A 21,878-nucleotide genomic window follows, 5' to 3' on the forward strand; every position below is an offset into this window, starting at 1 on the left:
TTGTTACCGTAAAAGTTAACCCACGAGTTGATTTATGGCCAAATCCACCACTTCTTCGGGCAATTGACAACTCCCATCCCGGCAAACATAAATCAGTGTTTTATTCTTGACATACCGTCCCTCCAACAACGGCACTTTACTTTTTCCGTGAGAAAATGCCCAAAGCACATTGGGGTGAAAATCAGTTTGCATTTCCAAAAATCTTTTTTCCGCATCCTCACCGCATATGGCAATCTCAAAATAAGACGTTGTAAGTTTTAACATCAGCTTTCCCCAATTGGCAAAAGCCTGGGGATATTTAGAAAATTGTGGCGTAATATGTTGAAGCATTTTTTGTACTACCGAAAGATATTCGGATTTGCCCAACATAAGATACAATTTGTGAAGGTTATTGGCCATAACTGAGTTGGCCGCCGGGATGACATTGTCCTCCAGTTGAAAAAAATTGGTTGTAACTGATTCTTTCTCTTTTGATGAGAACCAAAACAGACCTGATTCCTTGTCATAAAATCTATTAAAGGAATCCTCAACCAATTGTTCTGCAGTATGTAACCAATCCTGTTGCCCCGAAATTTCAAACAGAGAGATAAACGCCCGGATAACCAGCGCATAATCTTCCAGGAATCCGTCAACCGATTTTCGTCCCTGTTTCCAGGAATGAAACAGTGCGCCATCCGGATCCATCATATTCTCTACCAAAAAACGGGCATTTTTCCACGCAAGAGTTTTAAACTTCTCATCGCCAAAAGCTTTGTATGCATCGGCTAACCCCTGAATGACCAACGCATTCCAGGAGGCAAGCGTTTTGTCGTCAAGTCCCGGTCGAACCCTTTTACTGCGGGCCTTGAGCAAAAGCTTTTTCCAGTATCCTACTTTTTCTTTTAATTCCGCAAGGGTTAACCCATGTTCCCGGGCAAAGTCTGAATCGGAATTATCGCGTAACAAAATATAATTTCCCTGTTCCCAAAATCCTTTTGAGTTGATGTTAAAATAGCGTGCAAACAAATCAAAATCTTCGTTCAAAAGATCTTTTAATTCAGATAATTTCCAAACGTAAAATTTCCCTTCTTCTCCTTCACTGTCAGCATCAAGCGATGAATAAAACGCTCCTGTTTCATCCATCAAATCCTGTTCGATAAAACGGACCGTTTCATAAACCACTGATTTATACTCTTCCTCTTTAAACAACTGGTAACCTCTGGAGTAAACGCTGAGCAGCTGACCATTATCGTACAACATCTTTTCAAAATGAGGCACCTTCCACTTGTCGTCTACCGAATAGCGGGCAAAGCCCCCACCTGCCTGATCATAAATCCCGCCACGGGCCATTTTTACAAGGGTAAGATTTATAAAGTCAAGCACCTTCTTATCTTTTGTTATGAATCCGTAGTACAACAAAAAATCGAGATTCACAGGCATGGGAAATTTAGGGTACCCTTCCCTTCCCCCGTTTTCAGAATCAAAATGTTCTTTCCAGCTATCCACTCCCATGTTTATCAATTTACTATCAACAGGTATTTCATTTTCTACTACTCCCGGAAACGAAACCTGTCCAATCCCCTCCTGAAGGTTTTGGGCGTATTCCAGGGTCTTCTCCCGGTTTTCATTCCAAAATCGGTACACTGCCAGAATATTGTTTATCCACGTCTCTTTCGGGAAATAGGTCCCGCCCCAAACAGGCCGGCCATCAGGCAAAGCAATTACATTGAGCGGCCAGCCTCCCTGCCGGCCCATCAGATGAACAGCGGTCATGTAATATTGATCCACATCCGGACGTTCTTCCCTGTCCACCTTGATACAAACAAAATGTTCATTCATCACCCTGGCAACCTGCTCGTCTTCAAAACTCTCGTGTTCCATAACGTGACACCAGTGACAGGCAGAGTAACCGATACTTACCAGAAGTAATTTATTCTCCTCCTGCGCTTTTTTTATCAGACTTTCATCCCACGGATACCAGTTTACCGGATTGTGGGCATGTTGCAAAAGATAAGGCGAAGTGGAATACGCTAAAGCATTGGTATGTTGTTCCATTTTGGTGAATGTATTTTGAAAACTCGTTCTACTCTTCAAAACAATAAAAATAGCCTAAAGTTTTACCTGCCTGGGTAAAGTACTCAACTCCTTTGTCAGGGAATGATTGTCATATTCACTGAAAATTGTAACTTTCGGGCCTAAAAAGTATCGAACAATGCAAAAACTTTTGATAAATATTCCACTCCTCATTTTGGGAGTTTTACTTTTGGGAGGCGCTGTTTCCTGTTCAGAAGAAGAAAAAACACCTCGTACCAGAGAGATCGAAATGGCTGAACTGGATTCGCTTATCAGAATGCTGGAAAACGATGGGGAGGATATTGACACCACTGATTTATCTGTTTTCTACATCATAAGAAAAGAGGGGGAAGGGCCTTTTCCAAAGGCCGGAGATTCATGTTCAGTATCATACATTGGTTTTTTACCCAATGGAGCCAAATTTGAAGATTCCAGAGATATATATCCGGGAAAAATCTGGAATTTTAACTACATGCTAAAAAAAGAAGTCCATGAAGTTATCGGGCTGATAGATGGTATCGGACATGTAAACGAAGGAGGGGAAATTGAAATATATGTTCCGTCTGACTTAGCTTACGGCTCCAGGGGAACGGCCAACGTTCCGCCTTATACCACTTTGGTTTACAGAGCCACCTTAAACGAACTAAAGCCCAAACTCTAAAAGTAAATCATTTACAGAACCTGATTTGAATCCTGCAAATTTACCGGCTGTTCGGGTCTTTTCTCTTTGGCTGCGGCAGATTTCACACATCAACCGAACCAAAAACCCGTTTAAGTAAACCAGTGACCCTGGCTGCCGGGTTTTCCCGAATCTTCTGTTCTTCCGCTTCAATTTTCAGAAACAAACCATCGAGGGCTTTTCCTGTCAGGTACTCGTCAAGGCTGACATCAACCGGTTTTAATCCGGCCACCTGTCCCAACACAGAACCGGCCAGTTCGTTCCACTTTCCAACGAGTGTATTCCAACTTTGTGATGTTGACACATTTCCTACCAGCTTTTTATCAAGCGAAGCCTGAATCTTTGGTCTGTAGAGATCGAATAAATTGTTATAGGCAGTGCGGTGCAGGTACTGCGTAGCCTCATTGTTTTCGCCCTTTAAAATACCCACTGCATCGCTAATGGTCATACTTCTAATGCTGTTTACAAAAATAGGCTTGGCTTCCGATGCAGCATTTTCAGCAGCACGGTTAATCCGAAGTAAAACATCTTCGAGCAACTTTTCGCCTCCGGGCACCTTCCCAATATTTTTAGTGATAATCTCAGCTTCCGGCGGCAACAAAATTTTCACCATTTCATCTTTATAATATCCATCGGTGATACCCAGAATATCAACGGATTTACCGGTTCCTACTATGAGCGCCTCTTTTAGCCCACCCGCAATCTCCGATTGAGTCAGGGGCCTTTCTTCATCGAGGGTTTGCTGTGCTATCTGCACGAGTTCGGCACACGATGAAAAAATGAATAAAATAAATAAGACTGGTACCAATTTCTTCATTTCAATCTGTTTTTTTGAACGATAAAAATAATGAGATTAAACCGAAAACCTGCTTTTCGTGTAAAAAAGAATCTGGCTGGAGTTAGCGAAGAAATTATCTGACATGAGATGCATTCCCCCGAATCAGCGAAATATTTTTTTTATCATATCCTGCCTACCCTGCGATTTTAAATCCCGGATGATGGCCTTTCGGTATTCACGCTTATACCAGAAAAAAAACTTTCGCTGTTCGCGTTTTTCATTTTGGCTGCGGGCAGTATAAACTTTCTCCATCGTGTAAGGATGATAACCGGAATAGTAAATAACCGTTGCCAGCGTCATGGGTGTAGGAGTAAAATCCTGAACCTGCTCCAGCCTGAAATCCAGATTTTTCGTTTGAATAGCCAGGTTGGCCATATCTTCAGACTTGCTCCCCGGATGACTTGAAATAAAATACGGAACAAGTTGCTGATCCAGATTTTTCTCCCTGTTTATTTTTTTAAATTCTTCATTCAGTTCTTCAAAAAGCTTAAACGAAGGTTTCCGCATAAACTTCAGCACTTCGTCGGAGGTATGTTCCGGAGCCACCTTTAGCCGGCCTGAAACATGGTGTTCAATCACCTCACGTAAATATTCCCGGTTCGTTTTATCAGTTTCTTCATTTCCGGTTTTCTCCAAAATCAGATCATAACGGATTCCACTTCCGACAAATGCTTTTTTTATATTCGGGTTTTGTCTGACCTTTTCATATAAATCGAGCATGGGTTTATGGCTCGTGTCCAGATTTTTACAAACGGTCGGAAATATACATGAAGGACGTTTGCATTTTCGGCAAATATCTTCATAGATTCCCTTCATTTTATACATGTTGGCGGAAGGACCGCCGAGGTCGGAAATATACCCTTTAAAATCGGGCATTTGGGTTACTTTTTCCACCTCTTTCAATATGGATTTTTCAGAACGGCTGGCAATAAATTTTCCCTGGTGGGCGGAAATGGTACAAAATGTACACCCACCAAAACAACCGCGATGAATATTCACAGAATGGCGGATCATTTCATAAGCAGGGATACTCCCTTTGCCTTTGTACCGCGGGTGGGGTAACCGGGTGTAAGGAAGATCATACACACGGTCTATCTCCTGTTCCGAAAAGACAGGCCATGGCGGATTCGTTACTACTTTCCTGTTTCCAACCCGCTGCACAAGCTTTTTAGCCTCCATCTTATTCGATTCCTCTTCAATGTGCATAAAATTCCGGGCAAATTTTTTCTTATCTGCCAGGCAATCTTCATGAGAGGCAAGTTCCAGTTCGTCCCACTCTTTTTTGGTTGCATACCGGGCATCCTCCTCCACGCAAAAAACAGTTTGCGGAATTGTGGTCAGATTTTCTACCGGCACACCCCGCTGCACAAGCCGGGCAAATTCTACGATGGCCTTTTCACCCATCCCGTAAAAAAGCAGGTCAGCACCAGACTCCACCAGGATAGAGGGCATAAGTTTGTCCGACCAATAATCGTAATGAGTCAAACGGCGTAGGGAAGCTTCTATGCCACCAATGATCAGCGACACTTCAGGGAAAAGTTTTTTCAGAATATTGGAATAAACAATGGAAGCATAATCGGGTCGCTGTCCCGTTCTGCCACCAGGAGTGTAGGCATCATTGGATCGACGCCGCTTATTGGCGGTATAGTGGTTCACCATCGAATCCATATTTCCTCCGGTTACGGCAAAAAATAAACGGGGGCTCCCCAGTTTTTTAAAGTCACGCAAATCGTCCTGCCAGTTTGGTTGCGGCACAATGGCGACCTTTAGTCCCTCTGCTTCTAAAATCCTTCCAATAATGGCCGCTCCAAAAGAAGGATGATCAATGTATGCATCGCCCGTAAAAAGAATAACATCGGGCTGGTCCCACCCCTGCATTTTAATCTCTTTCTGCGTAGTGGGCAACCATTGGTTGTAATTTTCTAAGCTCTTTACCATAATTTCCCGCCAAGAATAGTAAATTATTTCCGGTTTTGATAAAAAAACATACTATTTTTGCTTTTCGGATTTTTACAGGTTTTCCGTGGAAAGCTCAAAAAAAGATCAATGGAAATACTTAAACTAAAGGACATTTTCAAGGCTCCTCCTGCCTTTTCTCTCCTTGGAGGTGATTATTTCGCCAAATTTCTGATGTACATTCTCCGGTTCAACAAACTAAACAAAATCTATGAACAAATTGCATCGAAAGAGGGCATTGATTTCATCAATGAAATCATTCGTATTCTTGAGTTCAAAATTGAATTCGATGAAAATGAATTAAAAAGAATCCCCCGGGAAGGCCCTCTGATTGTGGTTGCCAATCACCCTTTTGGCGGATTTGACGGGTTGCTTCTCATTAAGTATTTGTCGCAGGTGCGTCCTGATGTAAAGGTAATCGGCAACTTTTTGCTTCAAAAGGTTGATCCGGTTTCCGGTTACTTTATCAGCGACAACCCATTTGGTGATTCTGATGCGGCCATGCCGGGAAGCCATAACAAAGGAACCACAGAAGCCATCGATCACCTGAAAAAGGGCGGAGTACTTTGCCTCTTTCCAGCCGGAGATCTGAGCACCTACGGAACCTTCGACAGTATTAAGGATCAGGTCTGGCAGTTCTCCATGGTTAAATTTGTGAAGAAAGCCAGGGTTCCGGTCCTTCCGGCCCATTTCCAGGGAACAAACAGCCGGCTATTCCATCTGTTTGCCAAAATCCACCCTTCGCTGCGGCACGTCAGGCTGCCTTCCGAACTGCTGAGCAAAAGGCATAAAACCGTCAAACTGCGCATGGGCACTCCCATAAAAGTGGAAGACCAGGACAAATTTGGTGATGTTTACCAATTTGGACGGTTCCTGAGGGCGAAAACCTACAGCATGGAATCAAGTATTGAAGTTAAACGCTTTTTCAATTACAACCTGAAACCACAACACAAACCCGAAACGATTATCGACCCGGTACCCAAAGAAAAAATCCTGGAGGAAATCCAGCAAATTAAAACAGATTATACTCTATTCAATCTAAAAAACTATACCGCATTTTGTACTCCTTCTGAAGAAATTCCGAATATTCTGACCGAAATTGGCCGGCTGCGTGAAATTACTTTCCGCGACGTGGGCGAAGGAACCAACAGGAATATTGACATTGATGAGTTTGACTTGTATTACCACCAGATGTTTATTTGGGACGAGGAAGAGGAGCGCATTGTAGGCGCTTACCGTATCGGGAAAGGAAAAGATATTCTGGAACAGTATGGAAAGCGCGGTTTTTACCTGCAGTCACTCTTTCGTATCAGCGACGATTTTAAACCCATTCTAAAAGAAAGTCTTGAATTGGGGCGCTCATTTGTAATAAAAGAATACCAGCGAAAACCCATGCCGTTGTTTCTGCTGTGGAAGGGAATTCTATATTTCCTCCTGAAAAATCCCGAGTACCGCTACCTTATTGGACCGGTAAGTATCAGTAACAACTATTCCAAAATCTCAAAAGACCTCATCATCCGGTTCATCATGCAAAATCACCTGAACTGGAAGATGGCACAGTTTGTAAAACCACGCAACAGCTACAAATTTAAGAGCGACAAACCCGACATCAACATCCTTATGGAAAATATGGAACGCGATATCAATCGGCTCGACAAGGCTATTGGTGATTTGGACGAACTCAACTCCGGGCTTCCCGTGCTACTGAAAAAGTACATAAAACTGAACGCAAAAATTATCGCGTTCAATGTGGATCCCAAATTCAACAACTGCCTCGATGGTCTGATTGTGCTCGACGTAAACGACGTTCCGAAAAACACCATCGAATCGCTTTCGAAGGAAGCCAACGACGGGTCCATCCTGGAACGGTTCTATACACACAGGGAGTAAGGGTTATTTCCAGATTTCAAACATTTTTCCGGTTGCTCCAAAAGCCGGGTCATTTTCAGGGAGAGAAACAAGGGCAATATTTTGTTTCGCTTTTTCAAACTCAGGTTCTTTTCCGTACATCATGTCCCAATTCTGCCCGGCGGGGTACGCACCAACCACGGAAAAGCCACCCCCTGAATTAATTAATCTGTGCGCTGTGCCCGCCGGTAAAACTACCAGGTCTCCCTTTTCAATTGTCACCGGCTCGTTCCCCGGACCTCCAAGCTGAACTTCTGCCCAACCCGCGTAAACCCCCAATGCCTCATGAGCCGTGGAATGGTAATGTTGAAAATTATAAATACCATTCCTCCAGGAACCACCCCAATTATTCTCCCTAAAAACCTTTTCAATTTCCGAAGCGGGATCAGGACCAGAATAATGAAATACATTCCGGTAGAGTAAAACCGGTAATTCCGGATTATTTGGAAAAAAACCGTTTTCATCCAATTGCAAAACGATTACTTCATTTTTTTGCGCGTACATACTACTCATAATGAATAACAAAACCACATGTAAAAGCCATCTATGCTTCATTCTCTAAAGTTTACCCCATCAAATTTTATAACAATTTATCCTTTCTTTTTGTTATTTTGGCGTTCTTTTTTAAAACGATAATTTGGAGTGCAGCCAGGGGAACAATATAAACTTCTTCTTGAAAGTGATTGGAATAAACAATATCCAATACGCAATAATGAATACTCAACTAAATTTGGATATTGGACATTGAGTATTTTACATTGGATATTTCCTAAAAGAATAAGAAATAATCAATATCCAATATTCAATAATAAATACTCAATTGTAACACGAAGTACAAAACAATTTGGATATGAGATATTGAATATTTTACATTGGGTATTTCCTAAAGAGATAAAAAATAGCCAATATCCAATAAACAATAATCAATACTCAATTAAATTTGAATATTGGACATTAAGTATTCTAAATTGGACATTACCCCAAAAGGTAAGAAATAGCCAATGTACCATAATGAATCCCCAAATTGTAAAAATCTAATCTTAAAACTAAAACAATGAAAAGAAAATACGATTTAGAAGAAAGATTAATTGATTTCGTGCTCAAAATTGATGAAATCATTGAGCAACTACCAAACACAAAACTTGCAAATCACATTGCAGGACAATTGATTAGAAGCAGTACCTCTCCTGCCTTAAATTACGGGGAAGCACAATCAGCTGAATCACAAAAAGATTTTATACATAAAATGCAAGTTATTTTGAAAGAACTCAGGGAAACAAGAGTATGTCTAAAAATTATTATAAAAAAACCTTTACTGGAAGACTACATCCTGTTGCCCGTTCTTTCAGAAAATGAAGAGCTAAATGCTATTTTTGCCCAAAGTATTAAAACGGCAAAATCTAATATGACAAAATGAGAAACAGCCAATATTCAATAAGTAATATTGTGAACCCAATTAGTAGAAATACAATTGGAAATTGGATATTGAATAGTCTGAATTGGGTATTTCCTGAAAGGATAAGAAATAACCAATATACAATACACAACAATCAATACTCAATAATAACACGAGGCACAAATCGATTTGGATATTGGACATTGAGTATTTTGCATTGGATATTTCCTGAAAGAATAAGAAATAAACAATATCCAATACACAATAATCAATACTCAATTATAACAAGACGTACAAAACAATTTGGATATTGGACATTGAGTATTTTACATTGGATATTTCCCAAGAGTATAAGAAATAGCCAATATACAATACACAACAATCAATACTCAATTATAACACGAAGCACAAACCGATTTGGATATTGGACATTGAGCATTTTACATTGGATATTTCCTGAAAGAATAAGAAATAAGCAATATCCAATACACAACAATCAATACTCAATTATAACACCAAGTACAAAACAATTTGGATATTGGATATTGAGTATTTCACATTGGGTATTTCCCAAGAGTATAAGAAATAGCCAATATTCAATAAGCAACTATTATAATTCAACAATACTAACATGAATAGAAACACAAAAAACTATCTTTTACTGGTACTAAAAGGCATGGGAATGGGAGCAGCCGATGTGGTTCCCGGAGTGTCAGGAGGAACAATTGCTTTCATCACCGGCATTTATGAAGAGTTAATCAATTCTATCAAGTCGGTGAATTTGAATGCTCTGAAGCTTTTTTTCTCCGGAAGATTTGCCAGTTTCTGGAAGGCAGTTAACGGGAAATTTCTTGTAAGCGTTTTACTGGGAATCGGTATCAGCATCTTTTCACTGGCCAAAGGGCTGGAGTACCTGCTTCACCACTACCCTATTCTGGTTTGGGCATTCTTTTTCGGTCTGATTGTGGCTTCTGCCATTTATGTAGCTCGCTCTATAAAAAAATGGAACACAGGAACTGTTATTGCCGGAATTGCCGGAATTGTAACAGCCTATTTTATAACTGTCATTTCGCCTGCTGAAGCAAACACCACTCTATGGTTCATTTTTGTTTCCGGCTCCATTGCCATTTGTGCCATGATTTTGCCCGGTATTTCAGGAAGTTTTATCCTGGTACTTCTGGGGATGTACAAATTTATCCTTTCCTCAGTAGGCGATTTGAATATTCCCGTCATACTGGTTTTTATGGCGGGCGCTGCCATTGGAATTATTGCATTTTCCAACCTGCTGTCATGGCTTTTAAGAAAATTTCATGACCTTACCATTGCTGTGCTGGCCGGGTTTATGGTTGGATCGCTCAATAAGGTCTGGCCCTGGAAACAGGTGACTGAAACATTTGTTGACCGCCATGGCGAAGTACGGCCGCTGGCCGAAAAAAATATCCTTCCCGGAACCTATGAACAACTTACAGGTAGCGAATCATGGCTTTTAGGAACTATTCTTTTGGCCGTGGCAGGATTTGCCATTATTTTTGTGGTCGAAGGATTAACAAAACAGAAAAAATGAAGAAGTACGGACTGATTGGTTACCCGCTGACCCACTCTTTTTCAAAACGTTTTTTTACCGAAAAGTTTGAAAAAGATAATGTGGCAGCTTCCTATGAAAATTTTGAAATAGTTGAAATTTCCCGATTCCCTGAAGTCATTGCTAATAATCCGGCATTGATTGGCCTGAATGTAACGATTCCATACAAGGAACAGGTAATACCTTTTTTGGATGAACTGGACGGAGCAGCTCAGGAAGTGGGGGCGGTAAATACTGTAAAAATTACCCGGGAAGGTGAAAAAACTTACCTGAAAGGATTTAATACCGACACCTGGGGGTTTGAAACTTCCCTGGCTTCGCTGCTGAAAGATTACCATAAAAAAGCGTTGATTCTGGGAACCGGAGGTGCTTCAAAGGCCATAAAATATGTACTGAAAAAACGGGGAATTGAATTTATTTCGGCATCAATTGAAGAACTACAGGAAAATGAAATCCGCTACGAAGAAATTGATGAAAAAATGATGGCCGAAAGACTGCTTATTATTAACGCGACCCCACTGGGCACCTACCCTAAAGTGGAAACTTTTCCTCCCATTCCTTATGAATATATTACCGGAAAACATTTGATGTTCGATCTGGTATACAATCCGGAGTTAACAAAGTTTATGGAAAAAGGGAAAGCGCAGGGAGCCGCTGTAAAAAATGGTTACGAGATGTTATTGCAGCAGGCTTTAAAGTCGTATGAAATTTGGAATGTATGAATAAAAAAAGAATTCTATTTGTTTGTTTGGGAAATATATGCCGCTCACCCAGTGCAGAAGCAGTTTTTACGGGAATGGTAAATAAGGAAGGTCTCAGTGACCAGTATGAAATCGACTCGGCCGGGACCGGGGGATGGCACGTAGGAGAACCTGCTGACCGCCGGATGCAGAAACATGCTGTAAAAAGAGGGTACGACCTTACCAGCATCTCACGAAAGTTCAATCCGGAAATGGATTTTGATCGGTTTGACTTGATCATCGGGATGGATGATGAGAATGCGCTCTCGCTAAAAAATATGGCCCGTAGCGAAGATGATTTAAAGAAGATCAAAAAAATGACAGACTTCAGCAAAGAATGGAGTTATACTGAAGTGCCCGACCCATACTACGGAGGAGAAGATGGTTTTGAACTGGTGCTCGATTTATTGGAGGATGCCTGCAAAGGGCTGCTTGAAAAGACAAAAAAATAAACTTATCGCTACGGAATAATTTCTACTGTAACAGAAACAGTTCCGGGTAATTCTTCCAGCGAGTCTACCAACTTGTGTACATCCAAATGACGGGTCACGCCAACAAGAAAGGTAACCTTATCGGTTGCCTCGTTAATGTTTCGATCGAAACCGGTTGAGGTAATCTTCACGTCAAATTTTTTGAATACTGTTTTCGTTAACTCAAGGTTAGAATATTTCTTTTTGACAGTCAGTTCAATTTTACGGAGAGTTCGTTCTTTAAAAACCCGCTTTTCAAAAAGATCCATGGCTGTTAGTGCAAACAATACCACGGCAACACCAATCAGGCTAATGGAGTACATCCCGGCTCCCACTGCGAGTCCGATAGCCGCCATAGCCCATATGGAAGCTGCCGTAGTCAGCCCCTTAACATTAGCGCCAAACTTCAGGATTGCTCCTGCCCCCAGAAAACCAATACCCGAAACTACCTGGGCTGCAATACGCCCGGGATCGCCATTCTGAAACTGCGGAAACGTTTGCGGAATGTAAATAGAAATGAGCATCACCATAGTAGCGCCAATACTTATAAGAATGTGGGTACGTAATCCCGCCGGCTGATTATGCTTTTCACGTTCCACCCCAATGAGTGTCCCCAAAAGGAAACTGATGAGAAAACGTACCAGCGATGTTTCCCATGTTACTTCAGAAGATTCCAGTATATGAGCCAAGTATTCCATTTTTCTTTTTTAACAAACCGAAACTACAAATATTTCAATTATTTATGAAAATTCATGATTTATATTTTCCCCTAAATCTTATTTTTGCACAAAAATTATGACAGATATGAATTTTCACCAGAATACCATTTTAAAATTTAAACGTTCAGAACAGGACGAGAAGGGATTCTATTGGCTTAGGTGAAATTTTAAGATATAAAATCGTGCAACCCGGGCTGAAAAGTCCGGGTTTTTTGTTACCCGGCCCGGCGTTCTAAAAACAAAACACTGGTAAGGCGCATTGCCAGAATATGAATTAAAGTAAAACCTGTCGGAAACCATGCGTCAGGATTCCGGCAAAAAAAGAAGAACATGGAAAATTTAAAAGAAATTGTTCGCGGGACAACCGCAAGACTGTCGCACGCTTGCGAAGGTAAATTGTTTTACCAAATCCAAACAAAGAAACATTTGTATCAGCTGGAAATTAACAGCATGGACAAAGATTGGACAGCTACCTATCTTTTCCCTGAATTTAAAAGTATTACGCTGATGCGTTGGATTAGGAAAGGCAAAGAATCGGAGGACGGAAGTTTTATACAATTAAACTAGAAAATGATGGAATCCGAAAAGCTAATTCCTTTCGTTTATTTTGAATAACGACCGCCTGTAAATATCCTACAGGCGGTCATTCAAAAACTAAAAGTACCCTCCTTTTTTAACGATTTCATCAATGGAATGACCTCCCTTAACCCATTCATAAATCATCTTTTCATTTTCTTTAATTTCTTCCGCCCGAATAAGAACATCGTAAGCAATATCTCTTGGCACAACAAGCACACCGTCAATATCTCCAAGTACCACGTCACCCGGTCTCACAGTTACATCCCCTATCTTAACCGGAATCTGGTAATGTGTAATCTGACAACGGGCTAAACTCCCGTTGGAAATCCGGTATTCATAAAAAACCGGGAAATCGGCTTCCAAAATTTGATGTGTATCACGTATTCCACCATCAATACAAGCGGCCTTCACTTTTTTACTTTTTGCCGTTGCCGTCATTACCCCACCCCACAAAGTAGCCTTGTCATCACGACTTGTATCCCAGATAACAAAAGCATCTTCATGCATTTCATCCAGCATTTGGGAGCGATATTCCATTTCACCCTTAATTTGCACATTCGGAGAACTTTTTACGGTAAAAGCAATTCCTGCAAAAGTCTGGTATTCCCTCAGAGGTTTGATTCGTCCCGGCAGTGCCTGATCCAAAAAACAAAACTCGCGTAGTACATCATTTACCGCACCGGTATAAAGTTGCTCAAATCTGTGAAGCAATTCTTTATCCGGGATTGGAAACTTTTTATTTGAAATGGCTTCCCTGGTCTCAATCAGTTTTTCCAAATTCATCATCCCTATTTCCTTTTTATACTTATCGATACTCATAATATTTATATTGAAGTTTCCTCAATTATATGTCTTCCTTCGCTCAAAAATTTAATCCCATTCCTCCATCTACAAAAATGTCCTGACCGGTAATGTATCTTCCGGCGTCGGAACAAAGCAACAAAGTAGTTGCCGCACAATCCACCGGATCGCCAATAAAGCCAAGTGGTATTTTTCCCTCCACTATAGCTTTATACTTTTCATTCTGTAACACTTCTTCATTTCGAATGGTGGGGAATACACCCGGAGCCAGGTTATTAATGGTCACTCCGTATTTTCCAATCTGTGCTGCCAGGTTTTTGACCATGCTCAATTGCGCCATTTTTGAAGCAGCATACACAATCATCTCCGGATGGGGACGGGACTGCTGCACACTGCCGAGTGTAACAATACGCCCCCATTTATTTTTTTTCATATTTGGAAATAGTTCCTGAATTAAAAACAGTGCGGCACGGAAATTAATATTAATCTGGGCTTCAAATTCTTCCGATGTTACCTCATCCCATGCTTTGCGATACTGAACAGAGGCATTTAACACCAAAATATCGGGAGAAAGTCCATTCTTATCAAGAAACCGGGATATTATCTTTGCGGAATCGACCTGAGACAAATCACATTCCACCAGCCAACACTTTGCCCCTTTGTCAATAATTTCTTTTTTTGTTTGTTCCGCGAGGTCTTTATTCGAACGGTAGTTGATGACCAAATTGGCACCATATTCTGCCAAAGCAAGAGAGATAGCTTTTCCAATGCCCTGGCTACCCCCGGTTACCAAAGCGGTTTTTCCTTTCAGGTTAAATAATTTTTTTATTTCCATATCATCTGTAATAAATTGGTAATCCCCTGTTAAAGGCAGGATAAGAAATAACTTGTCCGTTTTCAGCTTCCGTTACAACAAGTCCCAGTTTGCCTGACGGGTCGAAAGCACAACTGGTAGGCCTGCTCCCCGGACAATCCAGATGCCCCGACAATTCTCCTTTTTTGTTGTAAATATTTATTTTGCTTTCATTAAAAACAGCCACATAAAGATTTTCCTCCTCATCTAAAGCCATTCCATCCGGTCCCCACGGTCCGTTTCCTGCCTTTGCAAAAAAATGTTCGTTTTTCAGTTCCCGATTCCCGGCATCCCATTCGGCAATCCAGAGTTGCTGTCTGTAAGTTTCGGCAAAAATCAGTGTTTTTCCATCTGCCATAAAAGCAAGTCCGTTGGTAAAGTATTTACCTGTTGAAATTATTTTTGCTTTCTTTTTATTTTGGGGCAAAACACATAGAGTCGCCACTGGTTCCTCACGTCCGTCGGCATGATCTGAAAATAACAAATTGCCATCCCTGTCAAAAATCAGGTCATTGGGTCGTTTTAACCTTTTCCCGTCTGTTGTCTGGTTACAAATAGTTTCAAATTTTTGATTTCGGGGATTAAAAGTCCTGATTTCCCCGCGCCCGCTATCACAAAACCATATATTTCCTTCCCTGTCAATCATGGCTCCGTTGGGTGTTCCGGCTACATCGTACCTCATAAGCTCTTTTCCATCCCAACAGGAGAGGGTTCCTCTTTGAATTTCGACAAACCAAAGATTACCGTCGGGATCGAAAACCGGTCCCTCCGGAAATTTAAGTTCTGATATGATACATTTATAATCCATAATCAATCAGATGCTACCCACAACCGGGAACCAGTCCGGACGGTATTCATCCTGGTGAAACCGGGCATAATAATCCCCCTTCTCTTCAAAATAGCGCTGGTATTTTTCCATTTTCTCTTCATCCAGTTCAACGCCAAGACCCGGCCCTTCTGGCACTTTAATACAGCCATCTTCGTATTTCATTAGTCCGCCTTTGATAATATCGTCCGTCAGGTAATGATAATGGGCATCTCCGGCAAATGTCATGGTCGGAATAGTTGATGCGGTATGAAGCATAGCCGCCAGTTCAATTCCAAACTCTGCCCCGCTGTGCATGGCAACCCCCAGGTTGAAGGTTCGACAAATAGCCACTAAATCTTTCACCCCTTTGGGGCCTTCCCAGTAATGAAGATCGGTCAGCACAATATCCACGGCCCCCATGCGGATGGCAGGCCCCAAATCGTCAAATCTATTCGGATACATATTTGTTGCAACAGGAATCCGGATTTGTTTTCGGACGGCGGCATTGCCTTCCAACCCCCATGCAGGGTCTTCAAAGTATTCCGGATTCAAATCTTCCATGATTCTTCCCATTTTAACTGCTGTGGTTACTGACCAGACACCATTTGGGTCGATTCGAAGTCCAAAGTTTTCACCCAGGTTTTTCCGGCATAGCTCAAGTACTCTGACTTCTTCCCTCGGCTCCATCACCCCCGCTTTCAGCTTCATGGAGTTCACCCCTAATTCATCATGAAGTTGCGCACAAAAATCAGCCATATCTTCTGCCTTTTTATCATGTCCTCCGCCAGGACGATCGTACCGCCAGAAAAGATAGGCAATGAATGGGATTGTGTTTCGTATCTGACCGCCAAGAAGATCGCTTAACGGACGGTTCAAAACTTTTCCCTGAATATCAAGGCAGGCTATTTCAATGGCCGCATAGAGACGGGCATTCGAAAGGTAATAAATGCTGCGAAGTACCTTTTGCTTGATTATTTCGAGATGAAAAGGGTCCAGCCCGATAATACGCGGTTTCAGCTTTTCAAAAGCAGCCCGCTGGTCACCTCCTCCAACTTCGCCAAGCCCTACAACTCCCTCGTCCGTAATAATCTCAATAACAGTACGAAGGAAATATCCGGGATGGACTCCTGTATTATGTCTTAGCTTTGCATTTAGTGGGATAGCAACTGTACGCGATTTTAGATCAATTATTTTCATCTCCGTAGATTTCTTTTCGATTGTTTAATTTTTCATTTATAATATCCCCCGTTTTTCTCAGGCTACTTAATATCTTCTTTTGCATTGGCGAGGTATAACGTGTTTCCGGCAAATAGAGCCCCAGGCTTGCTATAACTTTCTTCCCTTTATATATAGGGACAGCAACTCCCACAATATGTGCTTTTGAAACCTGTTCCGCCATTTGCTTTTTTTTGATTTTGTGTAGTTCAATTGCCAGGTCATCTTCATCCTCAATATCGGGCCAAATGTCGGAGGAAGGCAAACCATATTTTTGAATGAGCGTCTTTTGTTCCTTTTTATCCAAACAGGCAAGTATCATCCTCCCGGTTGATGTCCTATAGATTTCCTTTTCTTTTATATTAACAACCTGTAATTCATGGGTGCATTTAACTTCATGGAGAATAAGTCTCATATTCTCTTTTAATATGGATAAAATACAACTTTCATTCAACTCTTCGGAAAGCAGGTTCATCGGTTCCATTGCCGCAACAAGCAATTCATTCTTATAATGGTAATTCCCTGTCAAAAGATAAGCCATGGAACCGAGACGGTATCCTGTCATTCTTCCCTCCTGCTCCAAATATCCCCTATTTACAAGGGTTTTTATAATATTTGCACAGGTAGCTTTATTCAGATTCAACTGTCCTGCAATTTCGTTCAGGGTATAGGGTCTGGAACGATCTGTTGAAATTAGCTCCAAAATATCCAGAGATCTGTTTACTACTTGAATCATATCAATTTTTTATTAAATCATTTTTATAAAAAAATCTTACTGCAATAAAAATACAAAGAGCCGAGAGGATATAAACTACCGACAAAGCTGAAAGTCCCCAGGCTAATCCCAAAGCAGGTTTAATAATACCTAAAATATAGGGTGCTGCGGCTCCTGTGACAAAAGCAAACATCAACATTAAGCCTGTGGCAGTTGACCTGTATTTAGGCGCTATCACATCATATAATGCAGCAAATATATTTGAATCATAAATTCCTCTGAAAATCCCAAACAAAGCGAGGCTCACATAAACGACAAAAGGCGTGCTACTAACCCCCATCAGGAAAATAAACGGAGCCCCCAGCAACAAACCAAACGCCTGTACTATCCCCCTCATTCCGGTCACTTTCGATGCATAACGATCTGCAATCCGCGCACCAATTAACACCCCGAAAAATGCAGCAAGGTAATGATAAAAAGTAGAGTCGAAACCGGAACGGGCCAAAGAGAATCCAAAATCTTCGTGCAAATAGGTCGGCATCCAGGTCATAAACCCTACATTGACAAAAACCATCCCGGCAAATGCCAGTGAAAGCAGCAAAGCAGTTGGATTTTTAATAAAAATCCGAAATCCTTCTGTGAGCCGGATTGGTTCTGTTTTATCCTCTTTTATATTGTTTTTGAGAGGTTTGGAATCCTTTAACCTGAAAAATAGAATAATTGCCAATATTATTCCCAAACCACCAAACAGGTAAAATGCAAGCCTCCATCCATACTGATCAGCAATCCAGCCTGCACCATAACCACTTATCACAATACCGGCATACAAGGCAGTCTGATGAATGGACATCGCCGTGGAGCGTGTTTTATCATGATATTCTCCAATAAGTGCGTTGGCAGGAGGTGCGTAAAATGCTTCACACCCGCCGGTAAAAACACCCCTTAAAATAATGAGGTGGATTAACAGGGTGGACATTCCTGTAAACAAGGTAGCAGAAGTCCACATAAAAAGGCTGATAATTATTAAATACTTTTTATTGACCCTGTCGCCGATAAATCCGCCGACAGGTACTAAAATTCCATATGCCAGTGTTACAATGGCGGAAATCAGCCCCATATCCGAATCGGTAAGGTTCAGATCATCGCGTATAGCAGGTAGCACAACATTAAAAATTTGTCGGTCGGCCTGATGAAAAAAGAATGCAAACCAAAGCAAAAGGATTAATTCCCATTTATACGGAAAGGCTTTTGTCGAAATTGAATGCTTCATGGAAATCATTTTACATTGTAATTGTTTTGCAAATCTATATTCAGCATTGTAAAAAAACAACACTTTTTTGAAAAAAATTCAGAATAATCAATTATTTTCCAAAATAGATGAATTTAATATAAAACTCCCAGAACAGCACAAGTAACTCACCAACAACAAAATAAACCCAAAAAGGGCAATTATCACAAACTATGTATTTTATATTATAAAATTACTATAAAAAAAGTTTTACATTACTATTGTAATTTTCATCATAATGTCTTTATTTTGTAATGACAAATCAATAAAAACAATTACTTATGAAAAAATGGCTAAGAAAAATCTCAGTATTCCAGCTATTCGTTTTTCTGTCATGCTGGATTGTTTCAGCTCAAGAGCTTATTACTATTCAAGGCAAGGTATTTTCGAAAGAAGATAGCCCTCTTCCGGGAGTTACTGTGGTGGTCAAAGGTACCGCACACGGTACAGTTACCAATGAAGATGGCAACTATACCTTGACCAATGTCCCGGGTAATGCAACCCTGGTCTTTTCCTTTGTAGGAATGTACACACAGGAAGTGGCCGTTGGAAATAAAACAAATATCGATATCCGCATGGAAGAGGAGACAATAGGCTTGGAAGAGGTTGTCGCTGTTGGTTACGGAACCATGAAAAAAAGTGATTTGACCGGCTCGGTCGTTTCCGTTCAGAGCGAAGATATTAGCGCATTCCCTACTACTAATGTTGTACAAGCTTTGGAAGGAAGGGCTGCAGGTGTTCAGGTTACACAAAACACCGGAGAACCCGGTGGAAGTATCAGCGTAAGAATTAGAGGAACAAACTCCATTAAGGGAAGTAACGAACCATTATATGTTGTTGACGGATTTCCAATATCCGGAAGTAATCCAACGATATTAAATAACCTCGATGTTGAATCCATTGAGATTTTAAAGGATGCTTCGGCAACAGCAATTTATGGATCCCGGGGTGCAAACGGCGTTGTTTTGATTACCACCAAAAGTGGAAAAGCAGGACGCACCTCTGTTAGCGTAGAGACAAATTTTGCCTTTCAATCCATTCGTAAAAAACTGGATATGATGAATGCCAAAGAGTATGCACAATTTTATAATCTTGTTGCTGCGAATGATGGCTGGGGCCAGGCTTTCAGTCAAGAAGAAGTTAATTCCTTTGATGAGGGATTTGACTGGCAGGATTTTGTTTTTAAGGATAATGCACTACTGCAAAATCACAGTGCTACAGTGAGCGGAGGAAACGACAAAACACAGTTTTCTGTATCTGGCTCTTTATACAATGAAGAAGGAATTATAGAAAACAGCGGTTACGATCGTTATTCTTTTCGCAGCAACATTGGTCATAATATTAATGAGAAAATTCGTATTTCCGGTAATATTACTCTGGCCAAAATTAAAAGAGAAAACCAAAGTAGCAGTGGTGGCGGTCGAGGAACTTCTCTGATATCAGGTGCATTGTATCCATTTCCAACCGTCACTCCCTGGAATGAAGACGGCTCCTGGAGAAACCTGAAAACATTGTACCACTGGTCACCGGAAATTGTTAATCCGGCTTTAATGATTTATGAAACAAATTCCATTGTAAGGTCCAACAAAGTACTGGCAAATGCGGCTTTTGAATACAGCCCAATTCCGGACTTAACTCTTAAAATTATGGGAGGGATTGAAAACAGTGATGACAGAAGTGATTATTACCGCACAAATGATTACATCGGGACAAGTGCCTATGCCAGTGTAAGTACAACTCAGTTTACAAGCTTACTGAATGAAAATACAATATCCTATACAAAAACGATAGGAAAACACCGCATTTCTGCACTTACCGGTTTTACCTACCAGGATTTTCGTTCCACATCTTTGTACGGGAGTGGAACAGATTTCTTAAGCGACGTGCAAGAGTCATATGATCTCAGTTCTGCCAGCGTACCCGGAATTCCGGATTCAGGATACTCCCTTTCGGTTATTCTTTCCGGACTGGGACGTTTTAATTACAACTACGATGATAAATACCTTGCCACGATAAACTTCAGGGCCGACGGATCCTCCAAATACAGTGAGGGTAACAAATGGGGATTTTTCCCATCCGGTTCATTGGCATGGCGTGTTTCCAACGAAGGTTTTATGAGCGATGTTGATTTTATTTCAGATTTAAAAATACGCGCCGGATATGGAGAAACAGGCAGCCAGGCAATTGGGGCCTATGCCACACTGAATAATTTATACTCCGGAAAAACTGTTTTTGGCGGTGAGTACCATACCTATTTTGCACCTGGAACAAATCTTCCGGGCGATCTAAAATGGGAAACAACGGAACAGACAAACTTTGGGGTTGACTTTGGAATTCTGGATAATCGTTTAAGGATTGCGGCAGACTACTACATAAAAAGAACCCGGGATTTGCTCAACAGCGTTCCACTGCCACCATCAGGCGGATTCACTTCAACAATAGATAACGTAGGAGTTATAAGCAACCGGGGGTTGGAGTTCGAAATAAATGCCGATATATTATCCGGACCTGTTGAATGGACGGTTGATGCCAATATCTCATTCAACAGAAGTAAAGTAGAAAAACTGTATAAAGGACAGGATATTTTAGGATCATACATTAATGTAACACTTATAGATGATCATTTTAACATTCTTCGGGAAGGAGAACCTTTTTCCGTTTTCTACGGATACCTGGAAGATGGATATAACGAAACGGGAAGGCTCGGCAACTATAAAGACCTGACTGGCGAAGGCGATGTTAACGTTAGAGATAAAACCATCATTGGAGATCCCAATCCTGATTTTATTTATGGTTTAAACTCTTTGCTTTCCTACAAAAATTTTGATTTAACTGTTTTTATTCAGGGGAGCCAGGGAAATGACATATTTAACTTAGCAGGTCTTAATAATACGCTGGACGTTGGATTTGGAGGGAACATGCCGAAGGATGTTCTGCATAATCACTGGTCGCCGGATAATCCGGATGCCAAATACCCGATTCCCAGCCGTACTAACCAAATAAGAGTTTCAGACCGATTTATTGAAGATGGTTCTTATTTACGATTCAGGAATATACAACTTGGATACAATATCCCATTCTCCAAGTTAGGTATTACAGGTATAAAAAATGTGCAGGTTTATGTTGGAGGGAAAAATCTAATCACATTAACAAAGTATTCGAGGTGGGATCCGGAAGTGAACTCACTTGGTGGGTCCAGCTCTATCAACCAGGGAATAGATTACCATACCTATCCGGTTAATAAATCTGTTAATTTTGGAATACGTGCTGATTTTTAAA

19 protein-coding genes are annotated in these 21,878 nt (G+C 41.0%); 8 read left to right on the forward strand and 11 right to left on the reverse strand.

Features of this window, described 5'->3' with window-relative positions; translation table 11 throughout:
• Positions 1 to 15: 15 nt before the first annotated feature.
• Entirely contained in the window at positions 16 to 2,034 is a 2,019-nt protein-coding gene (locus D1164_RS09660; protein WP_119349765.1) for a thioredoxin domain-containing protein, read from the reverse strand.
• Between the two features lie 157 nt (positions 2,035 to 2,191).
• On the opposite strand from D1164_RS09660, the gene D1164_RS09665 reads away from it, so the two are divergent.
• Positions 2,192 to 2,713, forward strand: a complete 522-nt coding sequence (locus tag D1164_RS09665) for an FKBP-type peptidyl-prolyl cis-trans isomerase (protein ID WP_119349766.1) — start codon at positions 2,192 to 2,194, stop codon at positions 2,711 to 2,713.
• A gap of 82 nt (positions 2,714 to 2,795) precedes the next feature.
• On the opposite strand, the gene D1164_RS09670 is transcribed toward D1164_RS09665, so the two are convergent.
• Together D1164_RS09670 and D1164_RS09675 are read right to left on the reverse strand one after the other, a co-directional pair.
• Positions 2,796 to 3,548: a DUF4197 domain-containing protein gene (locus D1164_RS09670; RefSeq protein WP_119349767.1), complete on the reverse strand. Its 753-nt coding sequence runs from the start codon at positions 3,546 to 3,548 to the stop codon at positions 2,796 to 2,798.
• Between the two features lie 123 nt (positions 3,549 to 3,671).
• Positions 3,672 to 5,507: a YgiQ family radical SAM protein gene (locus tag D1164_RS09675; protein WP_119349768.1), complete on the reverse strand. Its 1,836-nt coding sequence runs from the start codon at positions 5,505 to 5,507 to the stop codon at positions 3,672 to 3,674.
• A gap of 108 nt (positions 5,508 to 5,615) precedes the next feature.
• Between D1164_RS09675 and D1164_RS09680 the strand changes: the two genes are divergently transcribed.
• Positions 5,616 to 7,415: a GNAT family N-acyltransferase gene (locus tag D1164_RS09680; protein ID WP_119349769.1), complete on the forward strand. Its 1,800-nt coding sequence runs from the start codon at positions 5,616 to 5,618 to the stop codon at positions 7,413 to 7,415.
• A gap of 3 nt (positions 7,416 to 7,418) precedes the next feature.
• Here D1164_RS09680 and D1164_RS09685 read toward each other — a convergent pair whose 3' ends face one another.
• Positions 7,419 to 7,988 (reverse strand): cupin domain-containing protein, encoded by a 570-nt coding sequence (locus D1164_RS09685; RefSeq protein ID WP_119349770.1) that lies wholly within the window; start codon positions 7,986 to 7,988, stop codon positions 7,419 to 7,421.
• Between the two features lie 499 nt (positions 7,989 to 8,487).
• Here D1164_RS09685 and D1164_RS09695 point away from each other — a divergent pair, with 499 nt between their 5' ends.
• The 4 genes from D1164_RS09695 to D1164_RS09710 all read left to right on the forward strand — a co-directional run bounded on the left by D1164_RS09695 (position 8,488) and on the right by D1164_RS09710 (position 11,603).
• Complete coding sequence (locus tag D1164_RS09695) at positions 8,488 to 8,850, forward strand: four helix bundle protein (RefSeq protein WP_119349772.1); 363 nt, start codon at positions 8,488 to 8,490, stop codon at positions 8,848 to 8,850.
• 610 nt (positions 8,851 to 9,460) lie between these two features.
• The gene (locus D1164_RS09700) at positions 9,461 to 10,393 is read left to right on the forward strand and encodes a DUF368 domain-containing protein (RefSeq protein ID WP_119349773.1); all 933 of its coding nucleotides are present in this window, start codon (positions 9,461 to 9,463) and stop codon (positions 10,391 to 10,393) included.
• Entirely contained in the window at positions 10,390 to 11,133 is a 744-nt protein-coding gene (locus D1164_RS09705) for a shikimate dehydrogenase family protein (protein ID WP_119349774.1), read from the forward strand. The genes D1164_RS09700 and D1164_RS09705 overlap by 4 nt, the downstream gene beginning before the upstream one ends.
• Positions 11,130 to 11,603, forward strand: a complete 474-nt coding sequence (locus D1164_RS09710) for a low molecular weight protein-tyrosine-phosphatase (protein WP_119349775.1) — start codon at positions 11,130 to 11,132, stop codon at positions 11,601 to 11,603. Before D1164_RS09705 ends, D1164_RS09710 begins: the two co-directional genes overlap by 4 nt.
• Positions 11,604 to 11,611: 8 nt before the next feature.
• On the opposite strand, the gene D1164_RS09715 is transcribed toward D1164_RS09710, so the two are convergent.
• Positions 11,612 to 12,319 (reverse strand): MgtC/SapB family protein, encoded by a 708-nt coding sequence (locus tag D1164_RS09715; RefSeq protein ID WP_119349776.1) that lies wholly within the window; start codon positions 12,317 to 12,319, stop codon positions 11,612 to 11,614.
• 351 nt (positions 12,320 to 12,670) lie between these two features.
• Here D1164_RS09715 and D1164_RS09720 point away from each other — a divergent pair, with 351 nt between their 5' ends.
• Positions 12,671 to 12,907: a hypothetical protein gene (locus tag D1164_RS09720; protein ID WP_119349777.1), complete on the forward strand. Its 237-nt coding sequence runs from the start codon at positions 12,671 to 12,673 to the stop codon at positions 12,905 to 12,907.
• 87 nt (positions 12,908 to 12,994) lie between these two features.
• Here the strand turns inward: D1164_RS09720 and D1164_RS09725 are convergent, their stop codons facing one another.
• Genes D1164_RS09725 through D1164_RS09750 form a run of 6 tightly spaced genes read right to left on the reverse strand, consistent with a single transcriptional unit; the run spans position 12,995 to position 18,581 of the window.
• A complete protein-coding gene (locus D1164_RS09725; RefSeq protein ID WP_119349778.1) occupies positions 12,995 to 13,738 on the reverse strand; it encodes an RraA family protein in 744 nt (247 codons plus the stop codon).
• A 43-nt stretch (positions 13,739 to 13,781) separates the two neighbouring features.
• Entirely contained in the window at positions 13,782 to 14,555 is a 774-nt protein-coding gene (locus tag D1164_RS09730; protein ID WP_119349779.1) for an SDR family NAD(P)-dependent oxidoreductase, read from the reverse strand.
• Between the two features lies 1 nt (position 14,556).
• Positions 14,557 to 15,381 carry an SMP-30/gluconolactonase/LRE family protein gene (locus D1164_RS09735; RefSeq protein ID WP_119349780.1) on the reverse strand — a complete coding sequence of 275 codons (825 nt, stop codon included), beginning with the start codon at positions 15,379 to 15,381 and terminating at the stop codon, positions 14,557 to 14,559.
• A 6-nt stretch (positions 15,382 to 15,387) separates the two neighbouring features.
• The gene (locus D1164_RS09740) at positions 15,388 to 16,578 is read right to left on the reverse strand and encodes an enolase C-terminal domain-like protein (RefSeq protein WP_119349781.1); all 1,191 of its coding nucleotides are present in this window, start codon (positions 16,576 to 16,578) and stop codon (positions 15,388 to 15,390) included.
• Complete coding sequence (locus D1164_RS09745; protein ID WP_119349782.1) at positions 16,565 to 17,332, reverse strand: IclR family transcriptional regulator; 768 nt, start codon at positions 17,330 to 17,332, stop codon at positions 16,565 to 16,567. The genes D1164_RS09740 and D1164_RS09745 overlap by 14 nt, the downstream gene beginning before the upstream one ends.
• Before the next feature lies 1 nt (position 17,333).
• The gene (locus tag D1164_RS09750) at positions 17,334 to 18,581 is read right to left on the reverse strand and encodes an MFS transporter (protein WP_206610971.1); all 1,248 of its coding nucleotides are present in this window, start codon (positions 18,579 to 18,581) and stop codon (positions 17,334 to 17,336) included.
• A gap of 299 nt (positions 18,582 to 18,880) precedes the next feature.
• Between D1164_RS09750 and D1164_RS09755 the strand changes: the two genes are divergently transcribed.
• Positions 18,881 to 21,877, forward strand: coding sequence for a SusC/RagA family TonB-linked outer membrane protein (locus tag D1164_RS09755; RefSeq protein WP_119349783.1), 2,997 nt, complete (start codon positions 18,881 to 18,883; stop codon positions 21,875 to 21,877).
• The last annotated feature ends 1 nt before the right edge of the window (position 21,878 follow it).

It is taken from the genome of Mariniphaga sediminis (assembly GCF_003573545.1).
In the GTDB taxonomy this organism is placed as follows: Bacteria; Bacteroidota; Bacteroidia; order Bacteroidales; family Prolixibacteraceae; genus Mariniphaga; species Mariniphaga sediminis.